At 59.0% G+C, this 17,848-nt stretch carries 23 protein-coding genes and 1 pseudogene; 2 read left to right on the top strand and 22 right to left on the bottom strand.

Going from position 1 to position 17,848, the window contains the following annotated elements:
• Positions 1 to 102 precede the first annotated feature (102 nt).
• From K8I04_02620 to K8I04_02580, 9 genes are all read right to left on the bottom strand, one after another.
• Entirely contained in the window at positions 103 to 333 is a 231-nt protein-coding gene (locus K8I04_02620) for an amphi-Trp domain-containing protein (GenBank protein ID MBZ0070614.1), read from the bottom strand.
• A gap of 81 nt (positions 334 to 414) precedes the next feature.
• Positions 415 to 1,341, bottom strand: a complete 927-nt coding sequence (locus tag K8I04_02615) for a diguanylate cyclase (GenBank protein MBZ0070613.1) — start codon at positions 1,339 to 1,341, stop codon at positions 415 to 417.
• A gap of 36 nt (positions 1,342 to 1,377) precedes the next feature.
• On the bottom strand, positions 1,378 to 1,815 hold the full coding sequence (locus tag K8I04_02610) for a DUF4826 family protein (GenBank protein MBZ0070612.1): 438 nt from the start codon (positions 1,813 to 1,815) through the stop codon (positions 1,378 to 1,380).
• A gap of 69 nt (positions 1,816 to 1,884) precedes the next feature.
• On the bottom strand, positions 1,885 to 2,226 hold the full coding sequence (locus K8I04_02605) for an alkylphosphonate utilization protein (protein MBZ0070611.1): 342 nt from the start codon (positions 2,224 to 2,226) through the stop codon (positions 1,885 to 1,887).
• A 119-nt stretch (positions 2,227 to 2,345) separates the two neighbouring features.
• Positions 2,346 to 2,750 (bottom strand): hypothetical protein, encoded by a 405-nt coding sequence (locus K8I04_02600; GenBank protein ID MBZ0070610.1) that lies wholly within the window; start codon positions 2,748 to 2,750, stop codon positions 2,346 to 2,348.
• A 182-nt stretch (positions 2,751 to 2,932) separates the two neighbouring features.
• Complete coding sequence (locus K8I04_02595) at positions 2,933 to 3,265, bottom strand: cupin domain-containing protein (GenBank protein ID MBZ0070609.1); 333 nt, start codon at positions 3,263 to 3,265, stop codon at positions 2,933 to 2,935.
• A gap of 350 nt (positions 3,266 to 3,615) precedes the next feature.
• Positions 3,616 to 4,353, bottom strand: a complete 738-nt coding sequence (locus tag K8I04_02590) for an alkylmercury lyase family protein (GenBank protein ID MBZ0070608.1) — start codon at positions 4,351 to 4,353, stop codon at positions 3,616 to 3,618.
• Between the two features lie 350 nt (positions 4,354 to 4,703).
• Positions 4,704 to 5,060 (bottom strand): DMT family protein, encoded by a 357-nt coding sequence (locus K8I04_02585; protein MBZ0070607.1) that lies wholly within the window; start codon positions 5,058 to 5,060, stop codon positions 4,704 to 4,706.
• Positions 5,061 to 5,239: 179 nt separating this feature from the next.
• Complete coding sequence (locus K8I04_02580; protein MBZ0070606.1) at positions 5,240 to 5,581, bottom strand: hypothetical protein; 342 nt, start codon at positions 5,579 to 5,581, stop codon at positions 5,240 to 5,242.
• 345 nt (positions 5,582 to 5,926) lie between these two features.
• On the opposite strand from K8I04_02580, the gene K8I04_02575 reads away from it, so the two are divergent.
• Positions 5,927 to 6,334: a TraR/DksA family transcriptional regulator gene (locus K8I04_02575; protein ID MBZ0070605.1), complete on the top strand. Its 408-nt coding sequence runs from the start codon at positions 5,927 to 5,929 to the stop codon at positions 6,332 to 6,334.
• Positions 6,335 to 6,636: 302 nt separating this feature from the next.
• Positions 6,637 to 7,827: an RtcB family protein gene (locus K8I04_02570; GenBank protein MBZ0070604.1), complete on the top strand. Its 1,191-nt coding sequence runs from the start codon at positions 6,637 to 6,639 to the stop codon at positions 7,825 to 7,827.
• A 66-nt stretch (positions 7,828 to 7,893) separates the two neighbouring features.
• On the opposite strand, the gene K8I04_02565 is transcribed toward K8I04_02570, so the two are convergent.
• The 13 genes and pseudogenes from K8I04_02565 to K8I04_02505 form a co-directional block, all read right to left on the bottom strand.
• The gene (locus K8I04_02565; GenBank protein ID MBZ0070603.1) at positions 7,894 to 9,198 is read right to left on the bottom strand and encodes a DUF2254 domain-containing protein; all 1,305 of its coding nucleotides are present in this window, start codon (positions 9,196 to 9,198) and stop codon (positions 7,894 to 7,896) included.
• Positions 9,199 to 9,251: 53 nt separating this feature from the next.
• Complete coding sequence (locus K8I04_02560; protein MBZ0070602.1) at positions 9,252 to 9,557, bottom strand: YkgJ family cysteine cluster protein; 306 nt, start codon at positions 9,555 to 9,557, stop codon at positions 9,252 to 9,254.
• 166 nt (positions 9,558 to 9,723) lie between these two features.
• Positions 9,724 to 10,128 (bottom strand): hypothetical protein, encoded by a 405-nt coding sequence (locus K8I04_02555; protein ID MBZ0070601.1) that lies wholly within the window; start codon positions 10,126 to 10,128, stop codon positions 9,724 to 9,726.
• A gap of 96 nt (positions 10,129 to 10,224) precedes the next feature.
• Complete coding sequence (locus K8I04_02550; protein MBZ0070600.1) at positions 10,225 to 10,593, bottom strand: MliC family protein; 369 nt, start codon at positions 10,591 to 10,593, stop codon at positions 10,225 to 10,227.
• Positions 10,594 to 10,710: 117 nt separating this feature from the next.
• The gene (locus K8I04_02545) at positions 10,711 to 11,328 is read right to left on the bottom strand and encodes a LysE family translocator (GenBank protein MBZ0070599.1); all 618 of its coding nucleotides are present in this window, start codon (positions 11,326 to 11,328) and stop codon (positions 10,711 to 10,713) included.
• A 244-nt stretch (positions 11,329 to 11,572) separates the two neighbouring features.
• Positions 11,573 to 11,920: a DUF3024 domain-containing protein gene (locus tag K8I04_02540; protein MBZ0070598.1), complete on the bottom strand. Its 348-nt coding sequence runs from the start codon at positions 11,918 to 11,920 to the stop codon at positions 11,573 to 11,575.
• Between the two features lie 250 nt (positions 11,921 to 12,170).
• The gene (locus tag K8I04_02535; GenBank protein ID MBZ0070597.1) at positions 12,171 to 12,425 is read right to left on the bottom strand and encodes a hypothetical protein; all 255 of its coding nucleotides are present in this window, start codon (positions 12,423 to 12,425) and stop codon (positions 12,171 to 12,173) included.
• Between the two features lie 3 nt (positions 12,426 to 12,428).
• Positions 12,429 to 12,788 carry a hypothetical protein gene (locus K8I04_02530; protein ID MBZ0070596.1) on the bottom strand — a complete coding sequence of 120 codons (360 nt, stop codon included), beginning with the start codon at positions 12,786 to 12,788 and terminating at the stop codon, positions 12,429 to 12,431.
• 167 nt (positions 12,789 to 12,955) lie between these two features.
• Positions 12,956 to 13,108 (bottom strand): annotated as a pseudogene (locus tag K8I04_02525) (transposase).
• A gap of 135 nt (positions 13,109 to 13,243) precedes the next feature.
• On the bottom strand, positions 13,244 to 14,305 hold the full coding sequence (locus tag K8I04_02520) for an ABC transporter ATP-binding protein (protein ID MBZ0070595.1): 1,062 nt from the start codon (positions 14,303 to 14,305) through the stop codon (positions 13,244 to 13,246).
• Positions 14,298 to 15,974 (bottom strand): iron ABC transporter permease, encoded by a 1,677-nt coding sequence (locus K8I04_02515; protein ID MBZ0070594.1) that lies wholly within the window; start codon positions 15,972 to 15,974, stop codon positions 14,298 to 14,300. Before K8I04_02515 ends, K8I04_02520 begins: the two co-directional genes overlap by 8 nt.
• Positions 15,975 to 16,091: 117 nt before the next feature.
• Entirely contained in the window at positions 16,092 to 17,108 is a 1,017-nt protein-coding gene (locus K8I04_02510) for a Fe(3+) ABC transporter substrate-binding protein (GenBank protein ID MBZ0070593.1), read from the bottom strand.
• A gap of 166 nt (positions 17,109 to 17,274) precedes the next feature.
• Positions 17,275 to 17,724: a pyrimidine dimer DNA glycosylase/endonuclease V gene (locus tag K8I04_02505; protein ID MBZ0070592.1), complete on the bottom strand. Its 450-nt coding sequence runs from the start codon at positions 17,722 to 17,724 to the stop codon at positions 17,275 to 17,277.
• Positions 17,725 to 17,848: the final 124 nt, after the last annotated feature.

The raw sequence follows: 17,848 nt of genomic DNA, 5'->3' as shown, positions 1-17,848 counted from the left end.
CGATGTGCCGGCAGCGCCCCGCTGTGTCGGAGGGTTGCCTGTACACTATAGATCTTAAACAGTTTCGGCGAGATACAGAAGGGCGGCCGCGGGGGTACCGCCTTAGCGCCGCTGCCACTTCAGCTCGATCTCCACCTCCTCCCCGTCCCCGTCGCGCTGATATTCGAACTCGACGGTGGCGTCGGCCGGGACCCGGATGCGCCGTCCGGCGATCTGGATACCGAAGCCCCGCCCCGCCTCCAGCGCGTCTGCCAGCCGCCGCAGCTTGGCGGCCACCGCGGCGGCCGGATAGGATTTTTCGACCTCTATATCCATGTTGTCATCGTCGGTCATCGCATCTCTCCTGCGGGAAAAGGGGGTAGCGCGCAATCGACGCCGGCGCCACCCGGGACCGCTCCGCAACGGGCTTTCGCCTCACGTATCCATGACCAAGCGGTCGCGGCCGTCCTTCTTGGCCGTGTAGAGCAACGCGTCCGCCGCCCCGACGAGGTCTGCCGCGCTGTTCTGCGGCCCGGGTCGCTGGGTCGCCAGCCCAACGCTGACGGTCACGGTCGGATGGGTCGGCGACCGCGTGTTCGGGATGCCGAGGGCACGGATCTCCTCCATCAGCGCGCCGATGATCGCGCGCGCCACCCCGGCCGCCGTATTGCCGAGGACCAGTGCGAACTCCTCGCCGCCGTAGCGCGCACCGAGATCGCCGGGACGCCGCGCGAACCGTTCGAGCAGCGCGCCGATCCGCTCCAGACACTCGTCGCCGGCCTGATGGCCGTAGCTGTCGTTGAGCAGCTTGAAGTGGTCGATGTCGATGAGCGCCAACGAGACGGGCACGCCCAGGCGCGCGCAGCGGCCCCATTCGCCGGCCAGAAATTCGTCGAACCCACGACGATTGGCGACTTTGGTGAGCGCATCGATGCGCGACGACCGCTGCACCGCCTCCTCGGCGAGCTTGCGCTCGGTGATGTCCTGGTGAGAGAGGACGCAGTAAGGCTCACCCTCGAACGCAAACGGCGTTGTGCGCATCATGAACCAGCGCTTCACGTCAGGACTGTGACAGGGATATTCGAGATAGAACGAGTCGGCGTCCCCGGCCATCACTGTGCGGATGCCTGCCGCTGCCTTCCTGCCGAAGTCCTCGCCCATGGCCGCCGCGCGGTCGCAGATCTCCAGGTAATCCTGGCCACGCCAGTCGATGTCGCCCACACAGCCATTGCTGCGGCCGAAGTCGATCCAGCTGCGGTTGACGAACACGATGTGTCCACCAGCATCGACGACCACGATGTTTTCGGCAACCGAGTCGACCACCTGCTGCAGAAATCGGCAGGACTCGAGTGGGTCATCCATGCCGCGGCCCGGGTCGGGCGCGGGCGCGGTCTGACGTCACGCACGCTCCCAGACACTGCCGTCGTTCGCCCACTGCAGCAGCACCTCGGCGCGACTCCTCAGCAGCGGCGCGAGGCGGGGCCAGTCGTCGGGGCTGCCGATCTGCAGCGACGGATGCCGGCGTCCCTCCTCCATGTGCTGCGCGGCCTCGAGCCAGCGGGCGCCGAGGACCTTGAGCGCCTGCCGCGGGTGGTGTACACCTTCGGCATCGACATAGTCGGTGGGCAGATCGCCGGCGACCACCCACCAGCCAACCAGTCCGGGCGTCTCCCGGCTTTCGACGGCCCACATCGACACGTGCGGCGCCACGTGCCAGGCCGGCCATTCGCCGATCTTGCCGTGGTCGATCCGCGCCTGCCGCAGATAGTCGCTCACTGCCACGCGGCAGTCGTTGCACCAGCGCTCTTCTTCGCTCGGTTCGTCATAGTCAGTCACTGGGGGTCTCCTGGAAATCCGTCGCGTCAGGCGCGTCGCTTCGATGGGCAGGTCCTGGCCGACAGGCTCCTAGGCCTTCTTCACAAACTCGGACTTGAGCTGCATCGCACCGATCCCCTCGATGCGGCAATCGATGTCGTGGTCGCCCTCGACCAGGCGGATGTTCCTGACCTTGGTGCCGACCTTGACGACCGACGACGAACCCTTGACCTTCAAATCCTTGATTACCGTGACACTGTCGCCGTCGCTGAGTTCGTTGCCGTAGGCATCGCGGACCACGCGCTGCTGCTCGCCACCTTCGGCCACCGCGTCCCGCGCCCATTCATGCGCGCATTCCGGACAGATGTACAGGAGGCCATCCTCGTAGGTGTATTCCGAACCGCATTCTGGGCATTGTGGCAGACCGCTCATACTGCACCTGTTAAAAACTTGATCGGCGGTCATCCCGCGCGCCGCATCGTGACACCCGACCGGGCGCAACCGGACGCGACCGGGCGGCTATTGTAGCTCTTTCAACGGCCGTCGGCTCGTCAGGTTCCCGCCGCGCGGCCCCCGCGACCCAGCCACGCCAGACCAAGAAACAGGATCATCCATACGCCGGTGCGGAACGTCATGGCACGCACACTGTCGATGGCGACGGCACTCCCCGTCGCGTACAGGTAACCGATGACCGCGAGCACGAGGAGGTTGAGCAGGAAAACAGCGGCTGCCGCACGCCTGCCCGCCTCGAGACTGCGCCACATCGTGATACCGGCCACCAGGTACGCCACGCCCATCACGGTGTTGTAGATCAACAGCGGCCGGAAGACGATATACCCCGGATCGGCGCCGGCCAGGGTCCGCCCACCCACCACGACGGTCAGGACACCGAACGCGGCGGCCACCCATGCGAGGATTCCCCGGGCGCGCCGTGCATAGGGACGGGCAGTATTCATGATGTGACCTCCGACGTGGTGCGGCTGCCGGCCGCAGTCGCGCCAAGGTGTGCGTTGGCTTCCGCGCAGCCCGGCCCTGCCGAAAGCGGCTCTAGCACCGATCGTTCCTGCGAGCATCACGCCGGCACGGCCGCCGCGCCGCAGCCCCTTATTCCGATAACAACCTGAATTTACTATGTTAATTACTCAACCTTGAAGATGATAGTCAGTAAAACGATCGCATCCGTGATGGCTCGAATGGCGTGTGGTTCGCCGGGCCGCAAGTACAGCAGCTGGCCAGGTTTGAGCGTTCGCGTCGCCCCCATCGCAGAAAACGCGATCTCACCCTTTATGCATTGAACCACAATGGGTCCTGATACCTGGTGATCTGCGAATTCCTCACCCGCCGGGAACACCAGCCGAGCAAGCTCCATTTCAGGTGTTTTTACGATGGTCTTGCCATGTTCACTCGGCAGGTCCTGTGCCCAGGTTTCCAGATCCACTACTTCCGAGGGTGCTGCGTGGTGAGTTGCCATGGCGTTGTCCTAGCTGACCGATTGATATCTCACGCGCACGTCGAGTCGCGTGCCGTTCCCGACCGCGTCTGGTCCTGGACGCGTAGTCTGGATCACATGCCTCGGGTCGTGTCCCCATATCCCGGAGTGCGACGACCCCATGTCCGCAACATCGCACCTGCATCTCGTCGCACCCCGAGGGCGGGTGGAGAGCCTGTTCTCAAAAACGGTGCAACGATCATGCGCCTTCCCTTACTGTAGCAACGGGGCGGCCCAATGTCTCATCGTACCGATGTCCAGCGCGCCTGAGCGACGCAGGCGATGCACGCGAGTCAGGCGAGGCGCAGCAACATACCGAACGCTCAGCAGCATCACCCCACCAAAGGCACGAAAAACCGGCTCGCGAACTCGATCGCCTCTGGTAGCGCAAAGACTTCTCTACCACCGGGATCTTCCACAAGCCATTGCCGGGCAGCCGCGCCATCCCGCAGAAATGGCATCTCCATGCACAGGCTGTCCGCACAGTGGGACTCCGCGTCTGCCGCGCCCCAGGCAATGCCCACGTGGACCGCACCCGCTGTATCTGCATTGTCTATCGTCTTGCCTGACTGGTCTATGTCGACGGGGGTGCCGGTGACTCTGCAGTGCGAAGTGATATGTGTCGTCATCCCGAACATGGGACTCACCGCCAGGGAATCCAGCGCACACATGGCATGGACTCGATGCCCATTAACCTGAACCTGATAATCCCGTGCCTCCATCGTGAAGGGGTACGCTCCCACAGGCGTTCCGTCCCCGGAGAATGTCACCATGTCGTTTTTTCTCAGTACGTCAACCGCAGCGTCCAGGTCGCTGACGTACTGTGCCATTTCCTCCCGGGTCAGAATCCGCCCTTTGGTCGGAAAGGAACGAAGAATCTGCCGGTGAAGCTCACGGACCTGCTCGCTGCATTCGCCTTGCCGTGCGCTCAACGGCAGAATGCGCCGCAAGCGCCGCAATGCATTTTCCAATCCCACACTCATACACCACCCATCGTACTCACAGGCCGCCGGCCCGAGCAATGTCATGTCCACGCCGACGCCAGGGAAGATCGCCCAGGCGACAAGCACAACGATAAACCTCCGTACATCGGATTCGACCTGACCCGCTGTTCAGATATTCCTCACATGGAATGAAATAGAACGAAGGCCCCAATCGACAAATAAACGAATATGAAACCGTAATACAAAACCGGGCTGTCCTGTTTAGTATAATAATTGGGCCGCAGGCCGCGGGATCCCGCCATGACCTTTCCGGTCAGCAGCCCCCGGACTGCCATACCGATGATCACCAAGCTTACCAATAGCAAGAGTACGGGTGGCATATTCAATTGTCCGTTGTGATCCCAGGGCTGGCGAGACGCTTCAGCTCAGGGTATCCACCGGGCCGAAAAAACCATCAGTTCGACTTGAATCCATCGTCAGGCACCGACCCATCTGCTGCGAAAGATGAAGTAGGCGGCGCCTAGTATACAAAGCGATGCCCAAAGATAATCCCACTTCAGGGGCTCCTTCATATAAAAGAAGGCGAAGGGTACAAACACTGTCAGAGTAATGACCTCTTGCAAGATCTTCAGTTGCCCCAGTGACAGCACACTGTAACCAATACGATTTGCCGGAACCTGCAGCAGATACTCAAAAAATGCGATCGCCCAGCTGACCAGGACCGCGACCAGCCAGGGTTTGGTGCTTAGTTCCTTGAGGTGCGCATACCAAGCAAATGTCATGAAGATGTTGCTGAGTGACAGAAAAATAATCGTCAGACCAATCTCACGCATATCTGAACTCGATATCAGGCATTCATACTCAGCCGGGCCGTCTTCTGGTGTCCGCGGGCTTATCTTAATTCGGTGCAATCGATTTCGTTATCCAACAGCTCGATCTGATTCATAATATTGACGGGCATCCCGGGTCAGCGGACACTCTGTAGTCCTTTTTCGCTGTAGCCGCTCAACGCTCAAGCCTTCTCCCGTGCCCGGCCTTCGCGATACGAATCCGCGATACCCACTGCCCACACCATGATCAAAGCCACCGTCGCAGCACCCGTTGACCTTTCGTGGCTACGTGCCTGCGTCACCACCAACTCGGAAATGGACTCCACATCGAGAGGAACATGACCGCTTTGCATCTTGTCCACCACTTCGAACGCTGTGCTCATCGCAACAGAAAGGATGGTATAGAACAGCACACCTGCCGCACCTGCAAGGAAAATGCCGCGAATATACTTTCTCAAGTACAGGTGACCCAGCCCCGGGAACACCAACCCCGACAGCAGGGCAGCTGTTGTTGACCTCTTCACGATCGATCTACTCGTAGTCCTGGGAACCCTACCGGCCCGTGCGTTTGTAGGAGCCTGGGACCGGAATTTAGCAAGCCGGAGTGTCCGCTACAATGGAAAAACAACCGCCGACGATCGATATAGGTGCCGCTGCTGGAAACCCCCTGTCGGATGTACCCACTTCATGAACGGGCCCTTGCTCGCACCACCGACACTGCCACCGGCAACTGGCCAGGGCAGGCCGGCCTCGTCAGCCCCTTGCCTTGACACCTTCCAAAGGCTAGGCTCGAAGGGCATCCCGGAGGATCGGGGATGTGTGCTGGCACAGCCCGGTGCCGGTTTCCACAAACCACTGACTATGACGCCATGAATGCCCCTGAGAATTCCCTTACAAAAGAGCAGATCGCGCAATTCGCGCAACGCATCGACGCACGTAAAAGTCTATTGCTGAATGAAATCCGGCAGGTGCTCGCACGCTCCAGCACCGAGCACCTGGTCGATCTCATCGGCGGATCGGGCGATTCCGGCGATGTGGCGGCAGCCTCCGTGCTCCGTGACATCACCGAGGCCGAGATCGTTCGCGACGTGGGAGAGGTGCGTGACATCGCCGCGGCGGAGGACCGCATCGCGGCCGGGCAGTACGGTCTGTGCATCGACTGCGGGGCGCCCATCCGGTACAAACGGCTGGATGCGTATCCGACCGCCAAACGCTGCTTTGCCTGTCAGGTGCGCCGCGAGAAACTGCAGGCGCCGTCACCCTACACGGGCCGCTGATCATCGAGATGGGATAGGTTCTGTTCGTGGGGCCATCGCCGGGTAGCGCTTTTTTACACCATTATTGGCCACGGAAGCACACGGAATGACACGGAAAGAATTCAACATATAAACCCAGGACCATCACCCACAGGGTAATACCTGGGCTTTATGCAGCTAGCTCTTGTCCGTGTCATTCCGTGGATTCCGTGGCTAAAAATCGTGTAAATGAACACCACCCCGGTCATAGCCAGATAACTCCATTGCCAGTGCGCCGGGCTCATCGTTGCATTGTCAAGCGATCGCCCAAAGGCTCGTCTTCAATGAAACATGGAGAGATCATGCACACGAACGGAAAAGCAATCATTGAAACGGAGAGACTCCCGATAAAGCTGTGGCTGGAAGCGGATGAGATGGATGAGGGGGCGCTGGAGCAGGCGCGAAACCTGGCAAACCTTCCCTTCGCCTTCAAGCACATCGCCATCATGCCGGACACCCACCAGGGCTACGGCATGCCGATCGGGGCCATCCTGGCCACCCAGGGGGCCATCGTACCCAACGCCGTCGGGGTGGATATCGGCTGCGGCATGTGCTCTTTGCGGACCAATCTGACCGATGTCGCGACCGCGGACTTGAAAGCCATCATGGGCATCATCCGCGACACCGTCCCGGTGGGCTTCAATCACCACAAAACACGTCAGGACGAAGCGTGGATGCCCGGGAGAAAGGGTGAGTTACCCATCGTCGAACAAGAGTACGAAAGTGCCCTCTACCAGATCGGCACATTGGGTGGCGGCAACCATTTCATCGAAATGCAGAAAGGATCGGATGGCTATATCTGGATCATGATCCATTCCGGCTCGCGCAACATCGGTTTCACGGTGGCCAATCATTACGATGACGTGGCCAAACAATTGAACCAGGCGGCCGGCGAGGATATATCCCAGGACTTGGCCTATATCCCGGAATCCTCTGCCTATTTCGAACTGTATTGGAATGAAATGAACTACTGCCTCGAATTTGCCCTGGCCAACAGAACGCTGATGATGGAGCGGGCGAAGTCGGCATTCAGAGAAGTTCTGCCCGAGGTCGAGTTTGCGGATTTCATCAATAAGCCACACAACTTCGCCGCCGAGGAGGAACATTTCGGCGAGACGGTCATCGTGCATCGAAAAGGCGCGACGCGGGCCCGCAAAGGGGAATGGGGCATGATCCCCGGCTCCCAGGGCACGCGGTCTTTTCTCGTCAAGGGTAGAGGAGAGGCGCAGTCCTTCGAATCATGTGCCCATGGTGCCGGCAGAATCATGAGCCGGGCGAAGGCCCGCAAGACACTGGACTTGAAAGAAGAGATAAAGGCCCTCAAGGAACGCGGCATCTTACACGCCATCCGCCACCGGGAAGACCTGGATGAGGCACCAGGGTCGTACAAGGACATCGATGAGGTGATGAGAAACCAGATTGACCTGGTCGATGTGCAAATTGAGCTGCAACCCCTGGCCGTCATCAAGGGGTAAGCCCCGCACACCCGAATGAGGGGAGGCCATGGACGCAGGGGTGGTGCTGAATCGGCCGAGCTTCACTTATGTAGATGGCCCAATCTCCGGCGACGCATTTGACTCCGCGTAGCGGGCCGCCTCGCGCACCACCGCCAGGTCTTCATCCGTCTCAAGCGCTTTGCATGCGCGTTTCAGCGCCAGCCGCCCGTGCGCCATGGCGGCATCCCTCATTTCGGGATTTCCAATTGATGCCAGAGTGCCCAGCGCCTTCTGTAGTCGCATCGAGACTTCGACCGCCCCGGCACCGTCCCGGGCAATCGCGGTGAACGCGTCGTCGAACATATCGCGCACCGAAATCGGGGGCACTGCGATGCGATCATACTTGGGTGTTTCCTCGCTGGTATCGTCCGGCGTATCACGCCACTGATCGAAGAGTCGTAACAGTACGCCGATAACGTTGATCGCCGTACCGGGATCATTGACGGCCGGTGACAGCGCGCGACCGGCTATTTCCGACAGGACCACCAGGCCGAATCGTGGGTCATCCTCGAAACGACGATCTTTCCCAATCTTGAACGACTGGACAACGCGAGTGTAGTCAATTTCTTCCTGATTGCTGGATGAAGTACTCACGTATGCCAGTGGCCGATCGGGCGCAGCCAATGTGCCGGGCAACGCCGCCACCACCACCTGAGCGTCGGTTTTCTCGGCCCACACCTGCATTGCAGACATATCGATATGCTGCACATATCCAACCGTCTTTGCGAATACCGGTTGCCCTTGCGCCTGAGCGCCACCCCCTGGCATGCCGTGCAGCGTCGGCGCGTCCCGCCGCCGTTTCAACGCATTGGCCGCCGCCTTCTCGACCTTGTCGATCGTCGATCCAAGACGTCCAAGACGGGCGATACGGTCCACCCAGCGCACAAACGTAATAATGACGATACCGAATACAGTCGCCGTCAGGATAAAGAGAATGAAGAGACCAGCCTTTCCAAAGTAGGCGTTTTTAACCGCCGTCAGAGCCACGATGCTGAAAATAAAAGCACCAATGAAGGTCGAAAGCGCATTCTGGGATACGTCGTCCGCAACGACCAGACCGAATGAACGCGAGGTTGCCGTGCTACTGGCGGAGGCATAGGCCGATACCATCGACGCCACGGAAAAGGTGGCGACCACCAACATGCTGGACGCCATAACGGACAGCAACGTCTCAATAGACCCTTGTGCGATCTCTGGCACGAACTGCGCCAGCCCGGTTTCATCCGCAATTTTTGCCACGAAGGCCGCACCGACCGACAGCAAACAGACCACCAATGGCCTCACCCAAAGGCGCTCGCGCAACCGACTGAGGAGAAAACGGAGACGGTCTGCTGAAATGAGGGATTTCATGATGATTATCCTTGCGCCGGCTAAGGCCCCACCTCAAGCACGCGGCGTGGACACTAGCAGCACGAAGCTGTCACTCGTACGGTCCTTTCATTACTACACTCATATGAACCCATTTCGTATTCCCGACAAATCCACGGCCGGTTTTCATATATCGTGCACATAAATGTCTCACGGTCTAACGCCGAGCACCAACCATCATCTAAACGCAACATCGTTTCCGCGCCCCATTCATCGACTGAAATATGGACGTCTGGCACACCCGTGTCAGTGATAATCATGACCTCCAGGCGGCAGCAGGAAGCCTGGCAATTTGAACAGGTGACCTCGGAATCAGATACATCTTTGATAATACTGGCCATGTCGATTATCACTTGAACTAATAACGTATTTTTCCCAAGCCGGCCATGTCCGAAATCAGTTTGGGTCGCGTTTGAGATGTTGGCCTTTGAACTATAACGATCACGCCCAGCCGAGCAGGTGCGTAAGAGCCGTCGCCGGATGGGACAGCTTGTTCCAGGCAGTGCTCTAATAACGCTTGAAGCCTTTTGACAACTCTGAACCTCTTGCCCAAAACAAAGGGATATTGTGTTTCGGTACTTCTATTTTCAACTTGTTCAGAAAGTCTGTTTCTTGTTCCGAGTACGCTGATGGATTCGTGGTTACTATCCACAGCCCATTTTCAAGAACGGACTTGTCCTGCTTTCCTACATACTCCAGCACATCTTCCACCGATTGCAAATAAGGTTGCCCGGGCTCCGGTTTGAGATAGGGCGCATAGGTCACCTGCAACCCCCAAGGCTGACCCGACAGATCTGCTACACGCTTCGGCAAAGCATGGACCGTTATTCCTTTATCGCGTTGAGGCTCACCCGCATACGTCGCAGGCGCAATCAAGAAGAATATAAGTAGCAATATGCTTAGTGTTCTCATTTTTTGCCTATAACGTTTGAGTCAACCAGCCCAGACCAATACCACTCCCGTGGGCACTTTACGCACATCCGGCTTGAATGAATCGTTAAATCGCACTTAGTACTCCGTGCAATGCTCGATGATTTCACCAGAAGTACCATCAGCCATGTGATGAAAAAGGGTGCCCTCAGATCCCGGTCCAAAACCCTTGGTCCACCACTCCAACTCGCCGCCAACGTAACGCGCACCACTACCAGAAACCGCGATTTGCATTTCGTAGCTACCACCTTTGTATTGAAGCGTGGCCGAGTCGCTCGAGGGGTAGGTTGCAGCAATCGTTTCGCCACTCTCGCACCGATAGTCATGCACAGTGGCCGTCGCTGGTGCCGCCACAGGCGTTCGGGTATCTACGTTATCCTGGGGCGAGTCGGTACAGGCAGTTACGAGCAGGACTGATGCAAACGTCAAGAGAACGAGGAGTTTCATATGAGCCTCCATCTTGTTGGTGTGTGGTCTAACGTTGGTTTCACTTGCGAGCGTGGCTGGCCCGGTCCGTGCGCCAGCACGAAGCGTGACAGAGGTATTTGCCAGGCGCAAGCGCTGTCAGGCAGCTGTCATCAATCCTCTTACGCCTGCGAACAGGAAGTACAATCCGAGGCCCGCTAAAACAGCAACCGAAGCCGCAATCAGTGTCCGCTGGCCATTCGAACCCAGGAAGCGAACAGTGCCGACCAAATAGATGAACAGCGCCAGCATCACTACCATTGTGCAGTAGAAAGCTCCTACAACCGCAACAGCATACATCGGCTGTACGCGCCACGCGGCAAGCACTAGCGGGCCGAGCACCAGTGACCAGCCGATGTACGGATTGGGGTTGAGCAGATTAACCAGTACTGCATCTAGAAGCGTCCGTGGTGCTGAGAGGCGCAAATCGATCGAGTCGGGTCGCTGTAACCGGCGCAGGGTGACAACGGCGAAGAATAGAAGCAGCACGCCCCCGCTCGCACGGAGTACATGCAGGGTATTTACCGAAAGCTGGTCCAGCACAAGCAGTACGAGTAAAGCGATGGGCACATCACTGATCAGAGGCGCCAGACTTGCTGGAAGCGTGCGCCTCCAACTCGTCGATGCGACACGAGAAACCAGAAACGCCTGGAGTGGACCCGGTTGTACCGCCGCCGCGAATGCGAAGCTGCTACCAATAACGAGGTATTCAATCATTCCCCACCGTACGACCAGTCCTGGTTTCGAGCCTGCCTGATGTCAGCCGACAGCCGCTGATGAATGCTGTAACAAGCTGAAACACTGAAGCGATCGACGGAATCTTCATACAGGTAAAGAACCCTCGGGAGTTTGGCCCGTTATTCTTGTCACTTATCCCTCGACCCGCATAGATAACGCCTGCATTAAGCCGAGCTGCAAAGCGGCTTGACGCCCCCGTCACTTGGCATGTGCCTTCCCGCACTCAACCAAAAAAACATGCATATTCATCACGATCCACGACAGCCAAGAACTCTTCCAGTGTTTCAACCTGCGGATTGGGCTCATACGCGTGCCACTTCAAATCTGCTCGCTGCCAATAGACCTTCCAGATTCTCTGCGCTTTTACGTAGGTTGCCTTTGCCACGGAATGTTCGAGTTTTTCTTCTGGATGGCGCCAGCGTGGGCGAACCTCGAAGATTTCTACGCTTTGCCCTTTTACACGAAACCCCAGATCCAGTTCAGGACGAATGTGCGGCGGTGGCCGGCGCTTTTCGACAAACGCACGAACCTCTTTTTCAATCCTCTTTGTTTCGAATTCGCTCAGTGCCATTTCTTACACCTAACGGTCTGCACCCGCGGCGCCACGTTGTGCGCGGTGTGCAAGCCCCGCAATGGTGAACTGGGTGCGCTGGTTAATTCTCATTGTCTTTCCACCTCATTCACCAATCGCTTCAACTCCTCATCTTTCGTTGGACCTGATATCCAACTGCTCATGAGCATGCAAAGTTCGTGTGCTTCCTTGACTTCAATAGACATCCATTCATAACGAAAGACCTCACGTCGTCCATGAGACGCGGCCTTCAGATCGCCTTGATGGTGCTGTTTGCGGTTTGTGGAATGACCTCCGTAATGCCCCACTCTCTATTGAACATGACTTTTCGGTTGTACAGAACAACCAAAACCGCAGCGGCCACAAAAAATAGTGTGTCGTACGGCTGCGCATCAGGCCAGATGGGGTTGATGAGTTGAAAATGGAACAGTGCGGGGAGCAAGATGCTGCCACGCGAGACGTTGAATAGTGGAGTCATAATCACGCTGACGGCTTTTGTTGGCATGGTTTAGCCGTTCGCATTATCACGCTCCGAAGCCTCTTGTAGCTCCCTGACCAACCGTATCAACCGACTCTCATTACGGAATGAAATGAACCACAACAGAACCACTACGAATGCAAATACAAGCAGCGCCGCTATTACGATCGGTAACATAACCACCATGACACCCATTGTTGATTCGGACAGGGTTCCGGCGTTGAGACGTTCGATTACGTGCCCAGGGTTTATCAAGTGCGGAACCTTCAGCCACAGCCAAGCCCCGTACGTGACAAGCGTTACTAGCAACGCTGCGCCAGACAATGGCCAATATTTGGCTCTTCTTTCCCGCTTCTCAACGAATGCTTTATCTGCTTTTGAAAGCTTCATATTCCTTTCTTTTTGCCTAACGAGCCTGTAGAAAAATCTTTCCATGAAAGTGCGAGCATTCATCGACAGTGAATATGCACATCATCGGAGGATTGTTCTCGTCTGGCCGGTCATTATTGTCGTTGTGTGTTCATGATGGCGAGGATTTGTCGCGGCATCACCCCATTTCACCCGAATTCGACCCCGTACCGGTGGATCTCCAGCATATTATGCACAATACAGTACAGCTTCCACTGGGTATCGACCTTCTTTCTGCCTCTGAGTGTGAAGCGGTCCAGCCCGATGTTGCGCAGATGCCCGAACACCGGCTCGACGGTGGCGACCCCGTTGGGCAGCATCGACGGCAACCGCAGCATCGAGACACACCTGCGGGAGCGCAAGGGTCTCGACAGCGCCATCAGTGTTCAGCGCGACCATACCGACCGGGATTTCTACGTACGCTATACGCAGAAGTTCTAGCGCCGGAACATCACCAGATGGTCGAGGTCGAGGCGAATGCCGATGCGTTCACCGATGGCGTGGTCGTGATGGCTCGGCACCAGGCTGAGCACCCGGGCGCCGCTGGGGAGGCACAGGGTGTAGAGAAAATCCGCACCACGGAAGGCCTTGTCGCAGACCTCGGCGAGCATGGGACTATCGTCATCATGGATGATGTCGTCGGGACGCATCAGCACATCCACATCGGCATTGTGACCGAAGGCAGGATCGAAGTTGCCGTCGATGATGCCCAACGCGGTCTCCACCTGGTGGTCGTTGAGTACCGTACCGCGCAATAACACGCCCTCGCCGATGAAGTTGGCCACGAAACGGCTACCCGGTTCGTGGTAGAGCGCATAGGCGGAACCCCATTGTTCCAGCCGGCCAGCATGCATCACCCCGATCTCATCGGCCATGAGGAAAGCCTCCAGCTGGTCATGGGTGACGAGAACGGCGGTAATACCTTCATGGCGCAGGATGGCACGCACCTCGCGGGCCAGTTGCTCGCGCAGATCCTTGTCCATGCTGGAGAAGGGCTCATCCAGCAGCATCAAGGCCGGGCGCGGAGCAATGGCCCGCGCCAGGGCGACACGCTGTTGCTGCCCCCCGGAGAGCTGGTGGGGATAGCCGCGGGCATAGGCCCCCAGACCCACCAGTTCCAGCAGCTCGCTGACCCGCGCCTCGCGCCGGGATGCTGCCTGCTGACGGATACCGAATGCGATGTTGTCGGCGATGGTCAGGTGCGGGAATAGAGCAAAATCCTGAAACACCATGCCCACCTGGCGCTGCTCAGGCACCAGACTCCAACCCGGCCGACTCACGACCTGGCCTGCGAAACGAATCTCGCCCTCGGAAACGGGTTCGAAACCCGCGATGGCACGCAGCACTGTTGTCTTGCCGCAACCACTCAACCCCAACAGGCAACCGATACGTCCCTGTTTCAGATGAAAGGATAGATCCTCCACCACCGTCTGATCGCCGTAACGAACACGAATATGGTCGACCTCGAGGAGCGGAACGGGGCTGTCTGGTTTAGCCATGACCGGGGCGTGCGCGGGTAATGGAACGGCTCAGGAGAATAACCGGAATGATGCCTACCAGCACTATGGTCAGGGCCGCCGTAGCGGATTCCGCCAGGCGTTCATCGGAAGCCAGTTCGAAAGCGCGCACCGCCAGGGTGTTGAAGTTGAAGGGACGCAGGATCAGGGTAGCCGGCAGCTCCTTGAGTACATCCACGAATACCAGCAACAGGGCGGTGAGCAGACTGCCGCGCATGATGGGCATGTGGATGCGCGCCAGCACCTGATTGGGTGGCAGGCCCAGGGAGCGCGCCGCATCGTCCATGTTGGGCTTGATCTTGCCGAGCCCTGCCTCCACGGTCTGCAGGGACACCGCGAGGAAGCGCACAGTGTAGGCGAACAGCAGGGCCACCAGGGTGCCGCTCAGCAGCAGGCCGGTGGAGATATCGAAGCTGTCACGCATCCAGGCGTCGATGCGGTTGTCGATCCAGGCAAAGGGGATGAGTACGCCCACGGCGATGACGGTGCCGGGCACGGCATAGCCCATGCCCGCCACGCGTACCGCCGCTGCCACCCCGTAGGATCCGTGCAGGCGCTTGCCATAGGCCATGAACAGGCCCAGCAACACCGCCAGCATGGCCGCCGCGCCGGCCAGGCCGAGACTGTGCCACACCAGGCGCAGAAATTCGGCATCCAGGGTTTCCCCCGCCGTTCTCGCCGCCCACACCAGCAACTGCCCCGCTGGCAACAGGAAACCGAACAATAACGGCAACAGACACAGGCCGAAGGCGGCCAGCGCGCGCCAGCCTCGCAGTTGATAGCGCGGCAGATGCCGGTAGCGACCGCTGGTGTGATGATAACGGGCCTGGCGCCGTGACCAGCGCTCCAGCACGATGAGGATGAACACGAAACTCATCATCAGCGCCGCCAACTGTGCCGCGGCGGCGGCATCGCCGAGGCCGAACCAGGTGCGGAAGATACCGGTGGTAAAGGTGGCCACACCGAAATACTCCACCGTGCCGTAATCCGCCAGTGCCTCCATCAGTGCCAGCGACAGGCCGGCGATCACCGCCGGGCGTGCCAGCGGCAATGCGATGCGGAAAAATCCGGTCCAGGCACCCGCACCGAGGGTGCGGCCGACCTCCAGCACGCAGATGGACTGCTCCAGGAAGGCGGCGCGCGCCAGCAGGTAGACATAGGGGTAGAGCACCAGCGATAGCATGACGATGGCGCCGCCGAGGGAGCGGATCTCCGGGAACCAGTAATCACCATAGGACCAGCCGAACCAGTCACGCAGGCCGGTCTGCACCGGGCCGGCGAAATCCAGCAGGCCCGTATAGGTGTAGGCAATGATGTAAGCCGGTATGGCCATGGGCAGCAGCAGTGCCCATTCGAATACGCGGCGGCCCGGGAACTGGCACATGGAGCAGAGCCAGGCGCTGGACACACCCCCGAACAGGGTGCCCAGGCCAACGCCCAGCAGCAACAGCACCGAGTTGAGCACGTAATCCTTGAGCACAGTGTCGGCCAGATGGCGCCACACCTCGCCGGCCGGCTGGAACACGAAGCCGAATACCGTCAGCACCGGCAGGGCCAGCACCAGGGCGACCAGAATCACGCCCGTGCGCCAGGGGTTCGGCAACCGGAAAGACCCGACCAGGGACTTGGTCAAGGGATGTGCTGTATGCAAGCAAGAACCAATGGAAAACACGCCATGCGGTTAAGGGAAAACAAAACAGCGGCCATTGTAGGTCGCCGTGCCATCCGGGAAAAGTGGACGGATGCCGGATGATCGATCGGCCCGGGGTTAACGCCAGCCTACCCGGTCCATCAGGCGCAGGGCGTCGGCGTTGTAGCGGCCGAGCTCGGAAAGGTTGATCCCGTCCGCTTTGAAGGGCCCCCAGGCTTTCAGGGTATCACTGGGCTCGATGCCCTCGACCACGGGATACTCCTGATTGGCATCGGCGTACCAGCGCTGCGCCTCGTCACTCACCAGGAACTCCATCAGGCGCACGGCCTGCTCCCGGTTGCGGGCGGCGGTGGTCAGACCAATGCCGCTGACGTTCACATGCACCCCGGAACCGTTCTGGTCCGGCCAGAATACCGCCAGGCGTTCCGCGCTGGCCCGCTCCGATTCCTGGGAGTCGTTGAGCATGGCAGCCAGGTAATAGGTATTGGCGATGGCGATATCGCACTGGCCGGCGGCGGCGGCCTTGATCTGGTCGCGGTCGCCGCCACGAGGCGGGCGGGCGAAATTTGCCACCAGGCCGCGTGCCCAGGTCTCGGTCTCCGCCTTGCCATGGGTCGCGATACGGGCGGCCACCAGGGATTGGTTGTAGATATTACTCGAGGAACGGATACAGATACGTCCCTTCCAGCGTGGGTCCGCGAGATCGGCGTAGGTCGACAGCTCTTCAGGGGCGACCCGGTCGCGTGCATAGAGGATGGGGCGGGCACGCAGGGACAGGCCGAACCAGTGGCCCTCGGGATCGCGGTAGCTGGCGGGAATGCGCCGCTCCAGGATGGTCGATTCCACCGGCGCCAGCACCCCCAGTTCGCGCGCCCGGTACAGACGCCCGGCATCGGCGGTCAGCAGCAGGTCGGCGGGGCTGTTGCGGCCCTCGCTCTCCAGGCGCTTGATGAGGGTGTCGTCCTTGGCACTCACCATATTGACCCGGATGCCGGTCTGTTCCGTGAACCGGTCCAGCAGGGGTTCGATCAAGGCCTCCTGGCGAGCGGAATAAAGATTGACCTCGGCTGCCAGAGCAAACGGACCAGACACCGGCATCAGGAGCAAAAGAATGGCGAACAGTACTGCCTTCATGGTTTTTCCAGGGGAGCGGCTGTGCGAATGGATAAATATGGTAATGACAATCGTTCTCACTTGCAATGTTGGCATGCGGGCGAGCTGCCACCCCCGCCCTACCTTGATCAGAGAGTTCCTTCGAAAAAGTGGACAGCCACTGGCTAGTGATTGGACTTGCTTCGTTTCAGTAGACACTCCGCCTGGTTTTGCCACTTGACACCCGCTCCCAAGAAGCCACGGGACCGGGCTTACGACGAAACAACGGATGACATGCTGGCATGGCAAGCTCACCCCATCGAGCGTGTACCGCTGGGCTGCGAACCGCCAGTTTGGTTCGCAAGTGATGCCACTCATAGGTGAGTTGCCCCGAGGCAACGGTGATAGCTAGAACCGCACGAACCGGGCCAACCTTGGCTCGGTTGAAATTGTAACCCCGAGCCGTTGCCTCATCCTGGATTGCTGCAAGGTACGCGTTGATGGCCGAGCGTGAATGTGGGTGCTCGCGGAAGCGCTCCAGCTGTGGGTGATGAATGTAACCGCGTGTCGCACCGCACAGTACAGCTTTGGCCAGTAGGGCCTCCCGCCAAAGCGCAACAAGGCCTTTTGCGTCCAGGTATTTAGAGGTGGACCCCATCGGTTGGACAGTGACTGGACGATGATAAGTGCTTTCCTCCATCATGAGCAACAGGCTCTGGAGAGAAGCGATGAGACGAAAGAGACGTACCCATTCACCTGAATTCAAGTCCAAGGTGGCCCTG

Source organism: Gammaproteobacteria bacterium, assembly GCA_019911805.1.
Lineage (GTDB): Bacteria > Pseudomonadota > Gammaproteobacteria > Thiohalobacterales > Thiohalobacteraceae > JAHJQQ01.
The sequence above is the reverse complement of the archived record's forward strand: the minus strand, read 5'-3'. Positions and strand labels throughout refer to the sequence as shown.